At 46.8% G+C, this 18,626-nt stretch carries 13 protein-coding genes; 9 read left to right on the forward strand and 4 right to left on the reverse strand.

What is annotated here, in order from left to right; translation table 11 throughout:
• Positions 1-94: 94 nt before the first annotated feature.
• A complete protein-coding gene (locus NDJ01_RS15545) occupies positions 95-3,526 on the reverse strand; it encodes a PAS-domain containing protein (protein WP_257888887.1) in 3,432 nt (1,143 codons plus the stop codon).
• A gap of 134 nt (positions 3,527-3,660) precedes the next feature.
• Entirely contained in the window at positions 3,661-4,848 is a 1,188-nt protein-coding gene (locus NDJ01_RS15550; protein WP_005397849.1) for a 3-phenylpropionate MFS transporter, read from the reverse strand.
• A gap of 230 nt (positions 4,849-5,078) precedes the next feature.
• Between NDJ01_RS15550 and NDJ01_RS15555 the strand changes: the two genes are divergently transcribed.
• The 9 genes from NDJ01_RS15555 (at position 5,079) to fis (ending at position 14,878) form a co-directional block, all read left to right on the forward strand.
• Positions 5,079-6,905 (forward strand): DUF294 nucleotidyltransferase-like domain-containing protein, encoded by a 1,827-nt coding sequence (locus NDJ01_RS15555; RefSeq protein ID WP_257888888.1) that lies wholly within the window; start codon positions 5,079-5,081, stop codon positions 6,903-6,905.
• 35 nt (positions 6,906-6,940) lie between these two features.
• The gene (locus NDJ01_RS15560; protein ID WP_005382363.1) at positions 6,941-7,570 is read left to right on the forward strand and encodes a 3'-5' exonuclease; all 630 of its coding nucleotides are present in this window, start codon (positions 6,941-6,943) and stop codon (positions 7,568-7,570) included.
• Positions 7,571-7,807: 237 nt separating this feature from the next.
• Entirely contained in the window at positions 7,808-9,760 is a 1,953-nt protein-coding gene (acs, locus tag NDJ01_RS15565; RefSeq protein ID WP_006742998.1) for an acetate--CoA ligase, read from the forward strand.
• Positions 9,761-10,063: 303 nt separating this feature from the next.
• Positions 10,064-10,513: a type II 3-dehydroquinate dehydratase gene (gene aroQ / locus NDJ01_RS15570; protein WP_005397842.1), complete on the forward strand. Its 450-nt coding sequence runs from the start codon at positions 10,064-10,066 to the stop codon at positions 10,511-10,513.
• Positions 10,514-10,574: 61 nt separating this feature from the next.
• Positions 10,575-11,039 carry an acetyl-CoA carboxylase biotin carboxyl carrier protein gene (gene accB / locus NDJ01_RS15575; protein ID WP_005397840.1) on the forward strand — a complete coding sequence of 155 codons (465 nt, stop codon included), beginning with the start codon at positions 10,575-10,577 and terminating at the stop codon, positions 11,037-11,039.
• 14 nt (positions 11,040-11,053) lie between these two features.
• Positions 11,054-12,397 (forward strand): acetyl-CoA carboxylase biotin carboxylase subunit, encoded by a 1,344-nt coding sequence (accC, locus tag NDJ01_RS15580; RefSeq protein WP_005397839.1) that lies wholly within the window; start codon positions 11,054-11,056, stop codon positions 12,395-12,397.
• A 165-nt stretch (positions 12,398-12,562) separates the two neighbouring features.
• Positions 12,563-13,450 (forward strand): 50S ribosomal protein L11 methyltransferase, encoded by an 888-nt coding sequence (gene prmA, locus NDJ01_RS15585; RefSeq protein WP_182034910.1) that lies wholly within the window; start codon positions 12,563-12,565, stop codon positions 13,448-13,450.
• Between the two features lie 139 nt (positions 13,451-13,589).
• Positions 13,590-14,558 (forward strand): tRNA dihydrouridine synthase DusB, encoded by a 969-nt coding sequence (gene dusB / locus NDJ01_RS15590; protein WP_005382505.1) that lies wholly within the window; start codon positions 13,590-13,592, stop codon positions 14,556-14,558.
• A 23-nt stretch (positions 14,559-14,581) separates the two neighbouring features.
• Positions 14,582-14,878 (forward strand): DNA-binding transcriptional regulator Fis, encoded by a 297-nt coding sequence (fis, locus tag NDJ01_RS15595; protein WP_000462885.1) that lies wholly within the window; start codon positions 14,582-14,584, stop codon positions 14,876-14,878.
• 74 nt (positions 14,879-14,952) lie between these two features.
• Here the strand turns inward: fis and NDJ01_RS15600 are convergent, their stop codons facing one another.
• Positions 14,953-16,110 carry an MFS transporter gene (locus tag NDJ01_RS15600; protein WP_258586943.1) on the reverse strand — a complete coding sequence of 386 codons (1,158 nt, stop codon included), beginning with the start codon at positions 16,108-16,110 and terminating at the stop codon, positions 14,953-14,955.
• Positions 16,107-17,678: an ABC-F family ATP-binding cassette domain-containing protein gene (locus NDJ01_RS15605; RefSeq protein ID WP_258586944.1), complete on the reverse strand. Its 1,572-nt coding sequence runs from the start codon at positions 17,676-17,678 to the stop codon at positions 16,107-16,109. Before NDJ01_RS15605 ends, NDJ01_RS15600 begins: the two co-directional genes overlap by 4 nt.
• Positions 17,679-18,626: the final 948 nt, after the last annotated feature.

Genomic DNA, 18,626 nt, shown 5'->3' on the forward strand with positions numbered 1-18,626 from the left:
GCGGCAAACTCAGCCTACAAACCAAAATAAGATTACAAACACAGAGACCTCCATTCGGAGGTCTCTTTTATAGCAACGCTAAAACACTCTAAATCTATGCGACGCGGTTGAGCACCGAACGCAATTTAAGCGGCTTAACTGGCTTCGCAATAAAGCTGAACCCATTTGCCTTGATGCCATCAAGCATATCATCGGTGCGATCTGCACTAATGATGACGCCTTCAAAGCTGTGGCCTAATCTCAGGCGGCATTGCTGTAGCACTTCTAAACCAGTACGACCATCATCAAGTCGGTAATCGGAAAAAATCACGTCCGGAATCCAACCATCCTCGAGAGCTTGTAGACTTTCTACCAAATCGGTCGCCACTCGCGTATCGCAGCCCCATCGAGACAGTAAGTTTTCCATGCCGACTAGAATGTCAGGCTCATTATCGACACATAGAATTCTTAGATGACCAAGTTCAGATTGGTTACTTGTCGTGACTTGAACTGGGGGCGGCTGCACATGATCGGCTTTATCAAGCGTGATGGAAAAGACACTGCCTTTACCAACCCAAGAACGCATCGAAATTTCATGCCCGAGCACTTGAGCAATTCCCTTGGAAATCGCCAAACCAAGCCCGAGACCTTGGTCGGAACGAACTTGAGTTCCGCGATTAAACTCTTCAAAGATCTCTTGCTGCTTCTCTTCTTCAATACCTACACCGTTGTCCCACACATCAATACGCACTCGCCCTTTTACCCGGCGAACACCAAGCGCCACTTTGCCATTCGGGTTATAACGAAACGCATTGGTCAGGAAGTTTTGCACCACACGGCGCAGCAGTTTGGGATCCGATTTCACCATGAGTGAGGATGGAATCATGGTGAATGCTATACCTTGTTGCTTGGCTAATGCGCTGAACTCCGCATTCAAATTCGACAACACATCGTTTAACGCAAAACCGTGCACATTGACTTCCAGCTTGCCCGACTCCAAGCGCGAAATATCCAGCAAATCTCCTATCAGGTCTTCGGCCGCCTCTAAAGCACTCTCAATGTGAGCCGACAGCTTTTTAGCTTCGCTGTCTTTGGCTACTTCCGATAGTGAAGAGGCGAATAGACGCGCCGCGTTGAGTGGCTGCATCAAGTCATGGCTTACTGCCGCCAAGAACCGTGATTTGGACTTCGATTCCAAATCGGAGCGCTGCGTCGCTTCCACCAGCTGCTTGTTAAGTTGTTCTAATTCTCGAGTCCGCAGACGTACCCTTTCTTCCAATGTCTCGTTGGCGTCTTTCAGTGCTTGCTCTGCATCACGGAATACGGTGATGTCGGTAAAGCTCATCACAAAGCCACCACCTGGCATTGGGTTACCTTGTACCTCAATCACGCGACCATCGGGACGAACCCGAGAAGAGGTGTGCCGAGTCCCTTGCTCAAGGTGATAAACACGGCGACGGACGTGGTCATCAGGGTCACCAGGGCCACACAACCCTTGCTCTGCATTGTGCCGAATCACATCCGCAATCGGTCGACCTACTTGAATCAGGCCTGGCGGAAATTCAAAGAGTTCTAAGTAGCGTTGGTTCCACGCTACCAAGCGTAGTTGCTTATCGACCACCGCAATACCTTGGCCGATATGTTCAATCGCCCCTTGAAGTAGGCCTCGGCTAAAATCGTACAGTTCAGAGGCTTCATCGACGATAGTCGCCACCTCTTCAAGCTGCATGTTTCTTCCCTGCAGGGCAGAAGTAAGTACTAACTTAGCAGAAGAAGCACCGAATACCCCGGCTAATACACGTTCGGTATGTCGAATCAGAGAAGATGGCGCTTGCTGATTCGGCATTAGCTCTTCTCGTTGCTGGCTCCAATACGCTTGAAAAGCCGCTTTTACTCGCGTTCGCCCAACAAACCTAGACGCTAACATTTCTAGTTCCGCAACCGTAACACGACTCTGGTACAGGCTCATGTTTTCGCTTTCAGGCAGTGGCGTACCAACGAATGACGCCGATTGTAAGCGCTCACTTAGGCTTGGTCGTGTAGTCATAGAAACCACGACAAAACACACTGCATTGGCGACCACGCTGAGGATCATCCCCCAATCTGAAATCGCAATGTCAAAGCCAGCCAATACCTCTGGTGGGGTGATCAACCAAATCAAAAAGTTGTTACTGGCATTCCCGGCAAGCATGTCCGTTTGGCTCATTAACGTAATCAGCCAAATGGTAAAGCCTACCGCCAAGCCAACATACACACCTTTCTTATTCCCTTGACGCCAGTACATACCGCCCACCAGCGCAGGCGCGAATTGCGTGATCGCCGCAAATGAGAGAAAGCCGATCGCTGAGAGTGAGTGAATGGTATCTAACGCTTGATAAAAACCCCAAGCGCCAATTAGTAGGACTAAAATCAGACCACGGCGGATCCGCAGTAATAATTCAGAGAAGTGATGATGGTTACGCTGCGTCAATCGCATGCGACGCAACAGTAGTGGCATAACCAAGTCGTTCGATACCATGATCGCTAAGGCAATCGTCGACACGATAACCATGCCACTGGCCGCCGAAGTGCCGCCTAAAAATGCAAGCAAAGCGATTTCACTCGCCCCTACCGACATCGGCACACTGATCACATAAGTATCAGGCGAAGCACCACTCAACAAACCTTGCCCTACCCACGCAATAGGTAAAACAAAAATCCCCATCAAGATCAGATAAATGGGAAACAACCAACGAGCAACATGCAAATCTTGCGCGCGTTCGTTCTCCACCACCATCGTATGGAATTGTCGTGGAAGACAAACAATCGCCAGCATCGTGAGTACGGTATGAATCAATATGGTAGGGATGTTTGGTGACTGATACGTCTGTGCGGCAACATCAACTAAGCTCAAATTCTCGGTGTTCATCGCCAACCAAACAATGAATACACCGACTACTAAAAACGCCAACAGTTTGATAATCGATTCGAAGGCAATCGCCATCATCATCCCACGATGGTGTTCCGTGTTATCAATGTGCCGGGTACCAAATAGCATGGTAAAAATTGCCAGTGCGACCACGACAAACCACGACACGCTATCGTTTTGATAACCAAAATCGGTAGCCAGTTCTGGGGCAATGATTTCTAGCCCCATGGTGATACCACGCAACTGCAAAGCGATGTACGGCAAAATTCCCGCAACCGCAATGAGTGTAACAACTACGGCCAAACCTTGAGATTTGCCGTAACGAGCTCCGATAAAATCAGCAATCGACGTGATGTGTTCCCGTTTAGCAATCAAAATAAGCCGAGCTAAAACGCGCCATCCGATGGTAAACACTAAAATGGGGGCAATATAGATGGGCAAGAAAGACCAAGGGTTACTGCTGGCCTGCCCGACCGTGCCGTAGAAGGTCCACGATGTACAGTACACCGCAATGGAAAGGCTATAAATCCACGGCCGCCAGCGTGCTAACCACCTTTTCTGAATGTCGCCGTACCACGCGATGATAAATAAGGCTCCCAAATACGCCAAAGAAACGGGAACCACCAGCCATCCTTGCATCCGATATCCTTTCTTGCCTGTCTTGCCGTTTTAAAGCAAGAGAATAAAAAAACCTCTCCATTAGGGAGAGGTTTCATTTAACACTGCTTTCACAACGGAGACAAAGCTTAGTTTTTAACCTTTGTCACAGAAGTCTAATTCTGTGTTTCCAGTGACTTGTCTGATACATCGACCACATGATGTGGCTCTTGTGGTTCGAGCTTGATGAACAATGCCAATAACCCCATCGCGGCCATGCCCCAGAACACAAGTGGTCCCCAGTGCTCATAACCCCAACCGCTCAACACGGTCATCAGTGCGATGAATGCGCCTAGAGGAATCGCGTTATACAATGCTTGCAGCGCCACTATCTTATTCTCTTCCGAGTTTTGGATATATTGAATCGCAGCAATGTGTGCCGTTGCGAATGTCACGCCATGCAATAATTGAACAATCACCAAAGCAACAATCGACGTTGTCGATGCCGTAATGCCCCAACGCATCATCACACCAACGGCAGCAACAACAAATAACGCGCGCATTGACCAACCGACAAATAAACGCTTGCTCAGCGCAAACACTGCCACTTCGGCTGCAACACCCAAGCTCCACAGATAGCCAATCACATCTTCCGAATGACCTGCGGCTTTCCAGTGAATAGCGCTAAAACCGTAGTAAGCCGCATGACTGCCCTGAATTAATGACACCAACACTAAGAATTTAAGTATCGGCTTGTCAGTCAAAAGAGCACTCAGTTTTGGACGCTCCGCGCTTTGCCCACCAAGCGTAACGGGCATCGGGTTAGTCATACGCATTGAAAATAGCAACGAAACTAATACCCCGGCCATCGCCGTGTACAAGATCATATCAGAGCCAAATTCAGCCACCAGATAACCCACGGCCGTCGAACCCGCGATAAAGGCGATCGAGCCCCATAAGCGCGTACGGCCATAATCGAGCATTTTCAGACGAGCGTAGTAGTTTGCCATCGCATCCGATAATGGAACAATCGGTCCACAACAGAGGTTAAATAGCACCGTCGCTAACGCCATTAACCAAAAACTGCCACCTGTAAAAAAGTGAAATCCAACAAAAAGGAGGGCAGCGAAACTCAACCAACGTAAAGCAGGCATAAGGTGTTCAACTTTGTGCACTCGTGGGGTGATCACGATATTGGCGACACAACGTGTCGCAAGACCTAACCCAACTAGCAAACCGATGTCGGTCGAAGAGACACCTTGCTCCTTAAACCAAAGTGACCAAAATGGCAGATATACGCCATACGCAAAGAAGAATCCGAGAAAGTACTGGGAAATCCAGCCATACGGAGAAGGTTTCAACATTACTAATATCCTAAAACGGGAACATCAACGTTCGAACCGGGAATTATGGATCGCTATGCGTATTATAAAAAGGGAAGAATAGGCAACTTATCGTTTCCTCGATGGAATACTAACTTTGCGACATTGGCCATCTTAAAGCGAAATCATCGTGATTTAGACCAAAGTCGTCTGGCTTCCGGTAGGAAATTTGTCAGACTTAGAGAGTGTTCCTTCCATCATTGGGTGTTCTCATGCCTGACAAATTTAACATGCAATCTCCACCGTTCGACCGCTTAACCGAAGCACAACAGACACGACTGCGCTCGTCTCTGGACGTTGCCTACTATCGAGCTCGAGATGTAATTTTATCTTGCGGACAGAAGAATCCTCACTTGCATATTCTGATCAAAGGCGCGGTAGAAGAGCGCTCCCAAGATCAGCAGGAAGTGTTCGCGCATTATGCCAACGACGATATGTTTGATGTGCGCTCGTTACTTGAAGACAACGTACGTCATCAATACATCGCACTTGAAGACACGCTCTCCTATCTGCTACCGAAAGACGTCTTTCTGGCGCTTTACAACGAGAATGGTCAGTTTGCGGCCTATTTCGATAACAATTTATCAAAGCGACAAGAACTCATCGAAGCCGCTCACCAACAACAAAACTTGGCAGAGTTTATCCTCACCAAAGTTGACCGCAGCATTTATCACCCACCGATGATCCTTGAGCCAAATACGCCGATTAACGAGGTGACGCACACCCTAAAAGCAAATGGGATCGATGCAGCACTTGTCAAACTCAATGATGACGATCCGCGATTAGAAAAATGGCCCTCGTCTCATCCATACGCCATCGTGACGCGAACCAACATGCTGCACTCCGTGATGTTAGATGGCAGCGCACTCAATACCCCTGTTGGTGATATCGCCACCTTTCCTGTCTATCACGTTGATGATGGTGATTTTTTATTCAACGCCATGATCACCATGACCCGAAATCGAATGAAACGTCTCATGGTATGTGATGGCAACCAAGCCGTCGGCATGCTGGATATGACCCAAATTCTCAGCGCGTTCTCCACCCACTCTCACGTGTTAACGCTCAGTATTGCCAGAGCAAGCAGTGTGGAAGAGCTCGCATTAGCCTCAAACCGCCAACGTCAATTGGTCGAGAGCTTATTGAGAAACGGCATCCGCACTCGCTTTATCATGGAGCTGATTTCCGCCGTGAACGAGCAAATTATCGAAAAAGCGTTCGAGTTAGTGGTTCCACCAGCCTTGCACGATCATTGCTGCTTAATCGTGCTCGGCTCAGAAGGTCGAGGAGAACAAATTCTCAAGACAGACCAAGACAATGCTCTAATTATTCAAGATGGTTTGGAATGGCCTCATTGCGAACAAGTGATGCAATCCTTCACGCACACTCTACAACAGCTCGGCTACCCACTCTGCCCGGGTAAAGTCATGGTCAACAACCCGAAATGGGTCAAAACGCAGCAAGAGTGGATAAACACCTTAGACCGCTGGATAGCCAAAGCCGAACCACAACAAATCATGGACTTAGCCATTTTCAGTGACGCCCATGCTGTTGCGGGGAATCGCGAGCTGCTGGCTCCAATCGCGGCCCACCTTCGCGACACAATGAAAGATCGCATGTTGATACTGTCTGATTTTACTCGCCCTGCCTTGCAGTTTTCTGTGCCCCTAACTCTGTTTGGCAACGTAAAAAGTGCTAAGGACGGATTAGATATTAAACGCGGAGGTATTTTCCCAATTGTGCACGGCATTCGCACCTTGTCTTTGGAATATGCCATTGAGGAGAAGAACACGTTTGAGCGCATTGAAGCACTGAGAAATAAGCGCATCTTAGAGCCTGATACGGCAGATAACCTCAACGAAGCACTGAAATTGTTCTTTAAGGTTCGCCTTAATCAACAACTCAAAAAGCAAGAAGCATTAAATAACATTGATATTAAACAACTGGATAGAACCGAGCGTGATTTACTTCGCCACAGCTTACATGTCGTGAAAAAATTTAAGCAATTTTTAGGCTTCCACTATCAAATTCGTGATTAACCATGATTTTCATAAATCATACAGAGGCGTAAGCAATGAACTGGTTACAACGCAAATACTGGCACTACAAACTGAAAGGCTCTCCTTATCAGTCGCTTTTTTGCACGCCCGATAAAACAGAATACGTTTCTCTCGACTGCGAAACCACCAGCCTTGATCCAAATCGTGCCGAGTTGGTGACCATTGCGGCCACGAAGATCATCGACAACCGCATCATCACTAGCCAGCCATTTGAAGTCCGCTTACGCGCGCCGCAATCGCTCGATTCTGGCTCAGTCAAAATTCATCGAATTCGCCACCAAGACTTAGTCGACGGGATTAGCGAAAAAGAGGCGCTGCTCGAGCTACTCGACTTTATCGGCAACCGACCACTTGTCGGCTATCACATTCGTTACGATAAAAAGATCTTAGATCTTGCTTGTCTGAGGCAACTTGGCTTTCCACTTCCTAACCCGCTCATCGAGGTCAGTCAGATTTATCACGACAAGCTGGAAAGACATTTGCCGAATGCCTATTTCGACTTAAGTCTGGATGCGATTTGTAAACACCTCGAACTTCCTATCCAAGATAAACACGACGCTTTACAAGATGCGATTTCTGCCGCTTTGGTCTTTGTTCGCTTAACGAAAGGCGATTTGCCCAACCTAACCGCGCCGTATACATAAAAATCAGTTGACCTAGCTCCCAGAAATACTTTTGTTTCAGCGATTTCACGGCGCTTCCTTCACTCTCATCCTAAAGTCTAATTGTGGAAATACGCGCAGTGACTGACAGTTATAAGCACAACGTCGTCATTACCACGACCAAGTTATTTAGAACCAAAAAACAGCCCTACAAAAACATATTCAAAATCTTATCTAGATTGGTGTAAGGCCGAGAAATAAGGCACAAGGAGAGAAGCCATGAGCGAAGCCCACGTTTATCCGGTAAAAGAAAATATTAAAACTCATACACACGCGGATAATGATACTTACTTAGCCATGTATCAGCAGTCGGTAACCGATCCAGAGGGCTTCTGGAACGAACACGGCAAAATCGTTGATTGGATCAAACCTTTCACCAAAGTAAAAAGCACCTCTTTCGATACTGGTCATGTCGACATTCGTTGGTTTGAAGACGGCACACTGAACGTCTCGGCGAACTGTATTGACCGTCATCTCGCAGAACACGGGGATGACGTCGCAATCATCTGGGAAGGCGATGATCCAGCCGACGACAAAACACTCACTTTCAACGAACTGCACAAAGAAGTATGTAAGTTCTCCAACGCATTGAAAGAGCAAGGCGTACGTAAAGGCGACGTGGTTTGTCTCTACATGCCAATGGTGCCAGAAGCCGCAGTGGCTATGCTCGCTTGTACCCGCATCGGTGCGGTTCATACCGTTGTATTTGGCGGTTTCTCACCAGAAGCACTCTCTGGCCGTATCATCGACTCTGACGCTAAAGTCGTGATCACCGCTGATGAAGGCGTGCGCGGCGGGCGTGCCGTTCCACTGAAAAAGAACGTGGACGAAGCACTAACTAACCCAGACGTAAAAACCATCAATAAAGTGTTGGTGCTTAAACGTACAGGTGGTGATGTCGAATGGCATGAACACCGTGATGTTTGGTGGCACGAAGCAACAGCTAACGTTTCTGACGTTTGCCCACCAGAAGAGATGAAAGCCGAAGATCCGCTCTTCATCCTTTACACTTCAGGTTCAACAGGCAAACCTAAAGGTGTACTACACACGACTGGTGGTTACCTCGTCTACGCGGCGATGACCTTCAAATATGTGTTCGATTACCAACCAGGCGAAACCTTCTGGTGTACCGCGGACGTGGGTTGGATTACCGGTCACACTTACCTAATCTACGGTCCACTTGCAAATGGGGCGAAGACCATCTTATTCGAAGGTGTACCAAACTACCCAAGCACAAGCCGTATGAGCGAAGTGGTTGATAAACACCAAGTCAACATTCTATACACCGCCCCAACCGCGATTCGTGCGCTAATGGCAAAAGGTGATGAAGCGGTTGCAGGCACATCTCGTTCAAGCCTGCGCATCATGGGCTCAGTGGGCGAACCAATCAACCCAGAGGCGTGGGAGTGGTACTACAAAACGATTGGTAACGAGAACTCACCTATCGTCGATACTTGGTGGCAAACGGAAACTGGCGGCATCTTGATTGCGCCACTACCAGGGGCAACCGATCTAAAACCAGGCTCTGCGACTCGCCCATTCTTCGGCGTCCAGCCTGCTCTTGTCGATAATATGGGCAACATTCTTGAAGATACCGTTGCTGAAGGTAACTTGGTTATCCTTGATTCTTGGCCAGGCCAGATGCGCACGGTTTACGGCGACCATGAGCGCTTTGAACAGACCTACTTCTCAACCTTTAAGGGGATGTACTTCACCAGTGATGGTGCGCGTCGTGACGAAGACGGCTACTACTGGATCACTGGCCGTGTTGATGACGTACTAAACGTGTCGGGTCACCGTATGGGTACCGCTGAAATTGAATCAGCGCTAGTGGCTCACCACAAGATTGCAGAAGCGGCGATTGTTGGTATTCCACATGACATCAAAGGCCAAGCTATCTACGCTTACATTACATTGAACGATGGTGAATTCCCGTCAGCTGAGCTGCACAAAGAAGTTAAAGATTGGGTGCGTAAAGAGATTGGTCCAATCGCGACACCAGATGTACTGCACTGGACGGATTCCTTACCGAAGACTCGCTCTGGTAAGATAATGCGTCGAATCCTGCGTAAGATTGCAACGGGCGATACAAGCAACCTCGGAGACACGTCAACGCTTGCCGATCCAAGCGTGGTAGACAAACTTATCGCAGAGAAAGCAGAATTGGCATAAATTCAACCAACTGTTTTAAAAGCACTTTAAAAACCGCCATCACTCATGGCGGTTTTTTGCTTTTGCGCACAAATTAGCCACATAAAGAACATGGCAATTATGTTGTTTTTGTTAACTTGGTTACAGAAACGAAGGTGGCTATTAGGAGATTAGACCAGTAAATTGCTGCTAATTGCTATGAATTAGCTATAATCTTGGTCGATTTTTTAAAATTTGCTCGGTTTTAACAAAAAAATCGTGCTGAACTATCGTATATTTGGGAATATAAACGTTCCACTCACGATAAGGGAAGATAGCAACATAATGTCTGCAAAGTCACGGATTCTTGTTCTAAACGGACCAAATCTTAACCTATTGGGTCTGCGCGAACCGACACACTATGGTCACAGCACCTTAGCACAAGTTGTGGATGCTCTTACGAAGCAAGCTCATAACGCTGGGGTGGAACTGGAACACCTACAATCAAATCGTGAGTACGAACTGATTGAAGCCATTCATGCTGCTTATGGCAAGATTGACTTCATCATCATCAATCCAGCGGCTTTCACTCATACCAGTGTGGCACTGCGAGATGCATTACTTGGCGTCGCCATCCCATTTATTGAGGTGCACTTATCAAATGTGCACGCACGTGAACCATTTCGTCATCACTCTTATCTGTCAGATAAAGCAGAAGGCGTGATTTGCGGTTTAGGCGCACAAGGTTATGAATTCGCTCTGTCTGCCGCGATTAATAAGCTACAGGCAAAGTAACCCTAACACTCTGCAACCCCACGAGGGTTGTCTTAATCACAAGATAAAAGAGAAAGAAAAGATGGATATTCGTAAAATCAAGAAGCTAATTGAGTTAGTTGAAGAGTCTGGCATTGCTGAGCTAGAGATTTCTGAAGGTGAAGAGTCAGTACGCATCAGTCGTCACGGCACTGCAGCCCCTCAAGCACCAGTTCACTACGCAGCAGCTCCAGTAGCGGCACCTGCTCCAGCAGCAGCGGCACCAGTAGCAGAAGCGCCAGCAGCAGAAGCTCCAGCAGCTGCAACGCCTGCAGGTCACCAAGTTCTTTCTCCAATGGTTGGTACTTTCTACCGTTCTCCAAGCCCAGACTCTAAAGCATTCGTAGAAGTGGGTCAGAAAGTAAATGCTGGCGATACTCTATGTATTGTTGAAGCAATGAAAATGATGAACCAAATCGAAGCGGACAAATCTGGCGTTGTTACAGCGATCCTAGCTGAAGACGGCCAACCAGTTGAATTCGACCAACCTCTTGTTGTAATCGAATAAGCGGGGCTTGCCTTATGCTAGACAAAGTAGTCATCGCGAACCGAGGTGAAATTGCACTTCGTATTCTTCGCGCTTGTAAAGAATTAGGTATTAAGACCGTCGCTGTTCACTCGACAGCTGACCGCGATCTTAAGCACGTACTACTCGCAGACGAAACCGTGTGTATCGGCCCTGCTCGTGGTATCGACAGCTACCTAAATATCCCACGAATTATTTCTGCAGCAGAAGTAACAGGGGCCGTTGCCATTCACCCTGGTTACGGCTTCTTGTCAGAAAACGCAGACTTCGCTGAGCAAGTTGAGCGCAGTGGTTTCATCTTCGTTGGTCCAAAAGCAGACACTATCCGCCTGATGGGTGACAAAGTGTCGGCTATCAACGCAATGAAGAAAGCTGGTGTTCCTTGTGTACCTGGTTCTGACGGTCCTCTGGACAACGACGAAGAGAAAAACAAGGCGTTTGCTAAACGCATCGGTTATCCAGTCATCATCAAAGCGTCTGGTGGCGGCGGTGGCCGTGGTATGCGTGTCGTTCGCGCAGAAAAAGACCTAATCCAAGCGATTGCAATGACGCGTGCTGAAGCAAAAGCAGCGTTCAACAACGATATGGTTTACATGGAGAAATTCCTAGAAAACCCTCGTCACGTTGAAGTGCAAGTTATCGCTGACGGTCAAGGCGGCGCAATCCACCTTGGTGAGCGTGACTGTTCAATGCAACGTCGTCACCAAAAAGTAGTGGAAGAAGCGCCAGCACCAGGTATCACTGAAGAGATGCGTAAGTACATCGGTGAACGTTGTACTCGTGCATGTATCGAAATTGGTTACCGCGGCGCAGGTACGTTCGAATTCCTGTACGAGAACGGTGAATTCTACTTCATCGAAATGAACACTCGTATTCAGGTAGAACACCCAGTAACAGAAATGGTTACCGGCATCGACCTAATCAAAGAACAGCTTCGCGTTGCTGCGGGTCAACCTCTGTCATTCACTCAAGATGACATTAAGATCCGTGGCCATGCGATTGAGTGCCGTATCAACGCAGAAGACCCAGAACGCTTCCTACCATCTCCGGGTAAGATCGAGCGTTTCCACGCGCCTGGCGGTATGGGTGTGCGTTGGGAATCACACATCTACTCTGGTTACACAGTACCGCCTCATTACGATTCAATGATTGGTAAGCTAATCACGTACGGTGAAAACCGTGATGTGGCGATTGCACGCATGAAGAATGCTCTGGGTGAGATGATCATCGAAGGCATCAAAACTAACGTGCCACTGCAATTCTCTATTATGAATGACGAAAACTTCCAACACGGTGGTGCAAACATCCACTACCTAGAGAAGAAGCTTGGCTTACAATAAGCCTTAGCTAAAGTCTTACAAAATGCCCACACCCGTGGGCATTTTTGTTTTGTATGGACTCTAAGCATTCAACAAATACGTAGGCTTATTTGGGTATATACTCAAACAAATCGTAGAGTTCTGGTAAACTCTGCGCCACTTCATTCACTTTAAGAGCAAAAACCAATGCCTTGGATTCAAATCAAACTCAACGCGACCAATGAAAACGCTGAGCAAATCGGCGATATGCTAATGGAAGAGACTGGCGCGCTGTCTGTTACATTCTTAGACGCGCAGGATACACCTGTATTCGAACCTCTACCTGGCGAAACTCGCTTATGGGGCGATACTGATATTCTGGCACTGTATGATGCAGAAGCAGACACTAACTTCATCATCGACCAAATTAAAGCGAGCAATATGCTGGCTGACAATTTTGCTTACAAAGTAGAACAGCTTGAAGATAAAGACTGGGAACGCGAATGGATGGAAAACTTCCACCCAATGAAATTTGGTGAACGCCTATGGATTTGTCCAAGCTGGCGCGACATTCCAGATCCTGACGCTGTTAATGTTATGTTGGATCCTGGCCTTGCATTCGGTACGGGTACTCACCCTACAACAGCACTTTGTCTTGAGTGGCTAGAAAGCATGAACTTAAGCGGTAAGACCGTTATCGACTTCGGTTGTGGCTCGGGCATTCTGGCGATCGCGGCGATCAAACTAGGCGCTGAAAAAGTGATAGGGATCGACATTGATCCTCAAGCACTGCTTGCTTCGAAAGACAACGCAGAGCGTAACGGCGTTGCCGACAAACTAGAAGTTTACCTTCCTCAAAACCAACCAGAAGGTCTGATTGCAGACGTGGTTGTTGCTAACATTCTTGCTGGCCCATTGCGTGAACTTGCACCAATCATTAAAGGCCTAGTTAAGCCACATGGCGACCTCGCTATGTCTGGCGTATTAGACACTCAAGCCGAAGATGTTGCGAACTATTACCGTGACGAGCTTCACATTGACCCGATTGTTGAGCAAAGTGAATGGTGTCGCATCTCTGGTCGTAAGCAAGGCTAGACAAGGTTTTCAGAGCTAATTGTTTGAAATTCATACAATTTACAAAAACAATTTGTAAATGCTCAAATATTAGTCTTTTCACGCAGTGAAAAAATGCGTAAAATGCGCGCCCTTGCTGGTACAGAACTGTGATGACGTTTTGAAAATCGGAAACTATCAACTTAAGAACAATCTAATCGTAGCCCCTATGGCTGGTGTAACGGATAGACCGTTTCGCGAGTTGTGTCTTCGCTATGGTGCGGGAATGGCCGTCAGTGAAATGATGTCTGCTAACCCAAAACTATGGGGAACGTCAAAGTCGAAACAGCGCATGGTACACGAGGGCGAATCGGGCATTCGCTCTGTACAGATTGCGGGTTCCGATCCACAGCTTATGGCGGACGCAGCTCAATTCAGTGTTGAGAACGGTGCACAAATCATCGACATCAACATGGGCTGCCCGGCAAAAAAAGTGAATAAGAAGCTAGCGGGCTCTGCTCTGCTTCAATACCCAAACATTATCGAAGAGATTTTGAAAGCGGTCGTGAATGCAGTGGACGTTCCTGTAACGTTAAAGACTCGAACTGGCTGGGATACAGACAACAAGAACTGTGTCCAGATCGCTAAATTAGCCGAAAACTGCGGCATACAAGCTCTTGCTCTGCATGGCAGAACGAAAGCATGTATGTACAAAGGTGAGGCCGAATATGACAGCATTAAAGCGGTAAAAGAGGCGATTTCAATTCCGGTTATCGCGAACGGTGATATCGATAGCCCGGAGAAAGCCAAATTTGTACTGGAGTACACCGGTGCGGACGCTTTAATGATTGGACGCCCTGCCCAGGGTCGTCCTTGGATTTTCCAGGAAATCCATCACTATTTGGAAAACGGCACCACAATGGAGGAGCTTCCAACTGAGGAAGTGAAAACCATTATGCTTGGTCATGTAAATGCTCTGCATGAATTTTATGGGGAGTTCTTAGGTCCACGTATCGCGCGCAAGCACGTTGGGTGGTACCTGAAAGAGCATGAACAGGCAAGTGAGTTTCGCCGTACCTTCAACGCTATCGACGCAGCTCCGCTGCAAATTGAGGCGTTAGAAGGTTATTTTGATAACGTTGCATCATAATTAAGAGAAGAGCTAGACCGAATATGTTCGAACAAAATCTGACTTCAGAAGCATTAACAGTAACTACAGTAACGTCACAAGACCAGATTACTCAGAAGCCTTTACGTGACTCTGTTAAAGCGTCTCTTAAAAACTACCTTGCTCAACTAAACGGCCAGGAAGTAACAGAACTATACGAATTAGTTCTAGCTGAAGTTGAACAGCCACTATTAGATACTATCATGCAGTACACTCGCGGTAACCAAACTCGCGCGGCAACTATGATGGGTATCAACCGCGGTACTCTTCGCAAAAAACTTAAGAAATACGGCATGAACTAAGACCGGCTTTCAAAAAGTATTTGGAACAAGCCGTTACCTTTTTAGGTAACGGCTTTTCTTTATCTACTAAAACACTACGAATAACGCTCACTTTGTTCAGCATTACTAACTGGCTTTAAGATAATCACTGCTGAGCCAAACAATAACAAAGCCACGACAGCGACCCATTCACTACCTACAGAATAAGCAAAGCCCGCCAAGGCAGACCAAATCGCGACACCAAAGTGCATCATACTCATTCCAGAAGACATCAGCACACCTCGATGTTCATCAGATAAGCTTGCTATATGTGCTTGTAACGCCGGAGAGCCTACCCCTCCAGCAAGAGACCAGAGCACTAGAGCTGGAAGATAAGCGGTCACCGTACTCATCTCATTTGAGAACACCCATGCACTGCAAGGTATGCACACCATTAAAGCCACTCGCATAACGGCTCGAGAGCTACCAAGCCAACGGCAAGCTCTCCCCACGCACATATTTCCAACCACACTCACGATCCCTAGAACAGCATAAATAGCGCCCACCCAACCGAGCGCCAACTCGCTGGTATCTCGAATATGAAGGCCTATCAGGTTAAATACACCAATACCTCCCCCTAGGCCTAAACACATCGCTAGAATCGCCCTCAACGCGCCTGGAAGATGAATGACGTCTGTGATAGGTGGTAGAGTATCTGACTTCTTGGACTCATTATGCTTGTTGTTCATGAACACTACGCTCATGGCACCGACAAGAAGAGCCGCAACGCCCAAAATAATAAAAGCGGCACGCCATGATAAAAGCTGGGTCAACAATGCTCCGATCGCCGGGCTGGTTATCATACCCAGCGTTAATCCCGCCTGAACCATCACAATTTGACGCATCGCTCTATTACCCTTCGCGTCTCCCGCCAACGCGAATGCAATTGGCAACATGCCTGCACTTGCAATACCTGTGATCACTCGACTTGCAATCGCAAGTTCAAAATCATGAACTATGCCCGTCGTAATAGACGCAACCCCAAATACGAAGCAAGCAGGCAACATGATACGAATACGCCCAACCCGGTCTGATAAACGTCCCAGGTAAGGAGCACAAATTGCTATAGCTAAACTATATGCCGTAATAAATAACGTAACCTGACTCGGTTGAACACTTAAATCATTTCCGATAGGTTCAAGAATAGATCCAAGCATCAACTCATCAGCACCAACAAGAAAAGCAACGAGAAATAGGATCATGGACTGCATCATAGCTCCACCTCCTGTTCTGTTTCCGATTCAGCACAAGTGAGCAACGAAATGTCTAAAACTCTGTCGGGCCAAGATTGTAAAAACGCCTTCTCATGAGATACCACAATCACGCTACCAGAAAAGCGCTGGAGAGCTTCTTTAAGCGCATTTTTACTGCAGCTATCCAAATGTGTCGTTGGCTCGTCCAACAGCAAAACATTGCATTTCTGGACTGATAAACAACAAAGTTTCACGCGAGTTTGCTCACCTCCACTTAATATATCTAGGTGGCGCTGCGTCTTATCTCCGGTGACCCCAAAGCGAGCTAATAGCTTGCGTGATTCTTTGCTTGATATCGTTTGATCACAAGAGCATAGCTCCTGCTCAGGCGTGTGCTGAGGGTGACGCCAAGACAAATCTTGAGAAAAATACCCAATCATTGCACCTTTTGCCAATACCACCTCACCAGAGAGCGGCTCGATCTCCCCCATAAGGGTTTTAAGCAAAGTCGACTTACCTACGCCGTTAAAACCAGAAACGACCAACTTCTCCCCGCGCGCTAACGTGATATCAAGCGCAGGAAGCAGAGGCTGCTGATAACCTATCTTCAACGCTTTTGCGTCAATCACATACTGTTGCCCAATAGGCTGGTGAGCAAAGTCAAACATCGATACTTTCTCTATATGATTCAGTTGAATACGTTCGATTTTATCCAGTTTTTTCTTGCGTCCCTTAGCAAGACTCGCGTTAACTCCAGCGCCATTTTTGGCAATAAATTGCTCTAACTTTCGAATTTCAGTTTGCTGAGCCTTATATTGCTTTTCTAACAAAGTACCGTCGTGCTGCTTTTGCTGCATTGCTTTGACATAAGTGCCGCTGTATTTTCGGACCGTTTGATAATCAATATCACAAATACTGGTCGCTACTTGATTAAGGAAGTCAATATCATGAGAAACCAGTAAAACAGTGCCAGTGTAATCGTTGAGAAACGTGACCAACCATTCAATGTGCAGAGCATCAAGATAGTTTGTCGGCTCATCGAGAATTAACACATCGGGGTTGCGGAGTAACAACCTCCCTAAAAGGACCTTGTGTCTTTGACCACCACTTAGCGAGACAAGCGGTGTATCTAAGCCAAATTGATAAATGCCAAGACCTACAGCAACTTGTTCAATTTTGGTATCAATTGCATAGAAGTCTTCATCTTCTAAATATGCCTGTAGTCGGGCGACTTGGCTTAAAAGAGATGTAGAGTGAGACTCGGTCATCGCCTGATACAAAGTCCAAAGCTTCTGCTCGGCAGCGTATAAGTTCTCAAAAGCACTCTTTAAGCATTCATAAACCTTCAGCGCATTATCCATCTTAAAATGTTGCTCTAAATACCCCACCTCAAGGTTTGGTAACCAGTCAATGCAGCCCTTATCTGCAGATAATTCACCGGTAAGCAGTTTTAATAAGGTGCTTTTTCCAACGCCATTCGCTCCAGTGATACCTATTTTCTCTCCCACGTTAATTCGAAATGTCGCGTTGTTATATAAACTCTTATCAGCGATCTGATAAGACAAATTTTTAACTTGTAAAATACTCATGTTTTTAACCAAATAAAAAGGGCCGGTGATCAATACCGGCCCTTATTTCAATACTGGATAATGCTTTGTAGCTGCTTAACAGATACAAAAAGGCCGATGATGAAATATCACCGGCCATCTCTTCTCTTTTATCAGGTGTACAAACGCCTGCGTATAACTTCAGCGAAGTTACTCACGCATAAAACACCTGATGAAGATTAATTTAAGACTCCGAGCAACACTTCATCGCGTTTTTTGCACGGAGTTCAGCCTTCTTACAAAGCTTTTAAACAAGAGATATAACATGGTTTACTGTCGAAAAAACATTCGATGTGAAGCGTACACCTTTAGAATAAAAAGTACCAGATAATTATTAAAAACTATCGTGACTTACACGAAGGTCCACTGAAAGAAGACCTTTCCTCAGTCAATGTGCTAGGTGAAGGACTTACTCAGCAAGCACAACTATGAGAGCATCTATACCGCTCACGTTATACGTACGTAGTGGTGGCTTTATCGGTTGGAGACGGTTAGAGGGGAAGAAGTAGCAAATATCCTTTAAGGCAGGCACTGGCTGGCTTAAATAGATCTACAAACAAAATCCATGTTCGGAAAGTTTTAAATGCGCTGAGTTTATTTTAATGAGCGCCTGTGGCTAAATCAAAACATCTAAAGCAGAGAAATCTCCCCCGAAAATAACATAACCTAGTGAATAAACTTTCCAGGTAATAATAAAGGAAGCTTTGGTAAGTAAGCACAAGGGCTCAAAACTAGCGCTCGAGACTGGGACCCGGTTCAGCAGAAACCACACAGAACTGCGCAACACCTCACTCATGACAGGGCTTAGAAAGCATAGCGAAGAGGGAAGCCTGCCTCTCGATGCAAGATTTCAATATGGAAATGGGGTTAAGGGATGTCGAGTAACCAAAACGAAAAAAGCCCCAGTCTTTCGACTGAGGCTTAATATAA

The sequence above is a fragment of the Vibrio sp. HS-50-1 genome, from assembly GCF_024747315.1.
Classification (GTDB): domain Bacteria; phylum Pseudomonadota; class Gammaproteobacteria; order Enterobacterales; family Vibrionaceae; genus Vibrio; species Vibrio diabolicus.

Coding starts and splice junctions, on each gene's coding strand:
- NDJ01_RS15545 (WP_257888887.1), bottom strand. CDS start 3,526: ATGCAAGGATGGCTGGTGGTTCCCGTTTCTTTGGCGTATTTGGGAGCC.
- NDJ01_RS15550 (WP_005397849.1), bottom strand. CDS start 4,848: ATGTTGAAACCTTCTCCGTATGGCTGGATTTCCCAGTACTTTCTCGGA.
- NDJ01_RS15555 (WP_257888888.1), top strand. CDS start 5,079: ATGCCTGACAAATTTAACATGCAATCTCCACCGTTCGACCGCTTAACC.
- NDJ01_RS15560 (WP_005382363.1), top strand. CDS start 6,941: ATGAACTGGTTACAACGCAAATACTGGCACTACAAACTGAAAGGCTCT.
- acs (WP_006742998.1), top strand. CDS start 7,808: ATGAGCGAAGCCCACGTTTATCCGGTAAAAGAAAATATTAAAACTCAT.
- aroQ (WP_005397842.1), top strand. CDS start 10,064: ATGTCTGCAAAGTCACGGATTCTTGTTCTAAACGGACCAAATCTTAAC.
- accB (WP_005397840.1), top strand. CDS start 10,575: ATGGATATTCGTAAAATCAAGAAGCTAATTGAGTTAGTTGAAGAGTCT.
- accC (WP_005397839.1), top strand. CDS start 11,054: ATGCTAGACAAAGTAGTCATCGCGAACCGAGGTGAAATTGCACTTCGT.
- prmA (WP_182034910.1), top strand. CDS start 12,563: ATGCCTTGGATTCAAATCAAACTCAACGCGACCAATGAAAACGCTGAG.
- fis (WP_000462885.1), top strand. CDS start 14,582: ATGTTCGAACAAAATCTGACTTCAGAAGCATTAACAGTAACTACAGTA.
- NDJ01_RS15600 (WP_258586943.1), bottom strand. CDS start 16,110: ATGATGCAGTCCATGATCCTATTTCTCGTTGCTTTTCTTGTTGGTGCT.
- NDJ01_RS15605 (WP_258586944.1), bottom strand. CDS start 17,678: ATGAGTATTTTACAAGTTAAAAATTTGTCTTATCAGATCGCTGATAAG.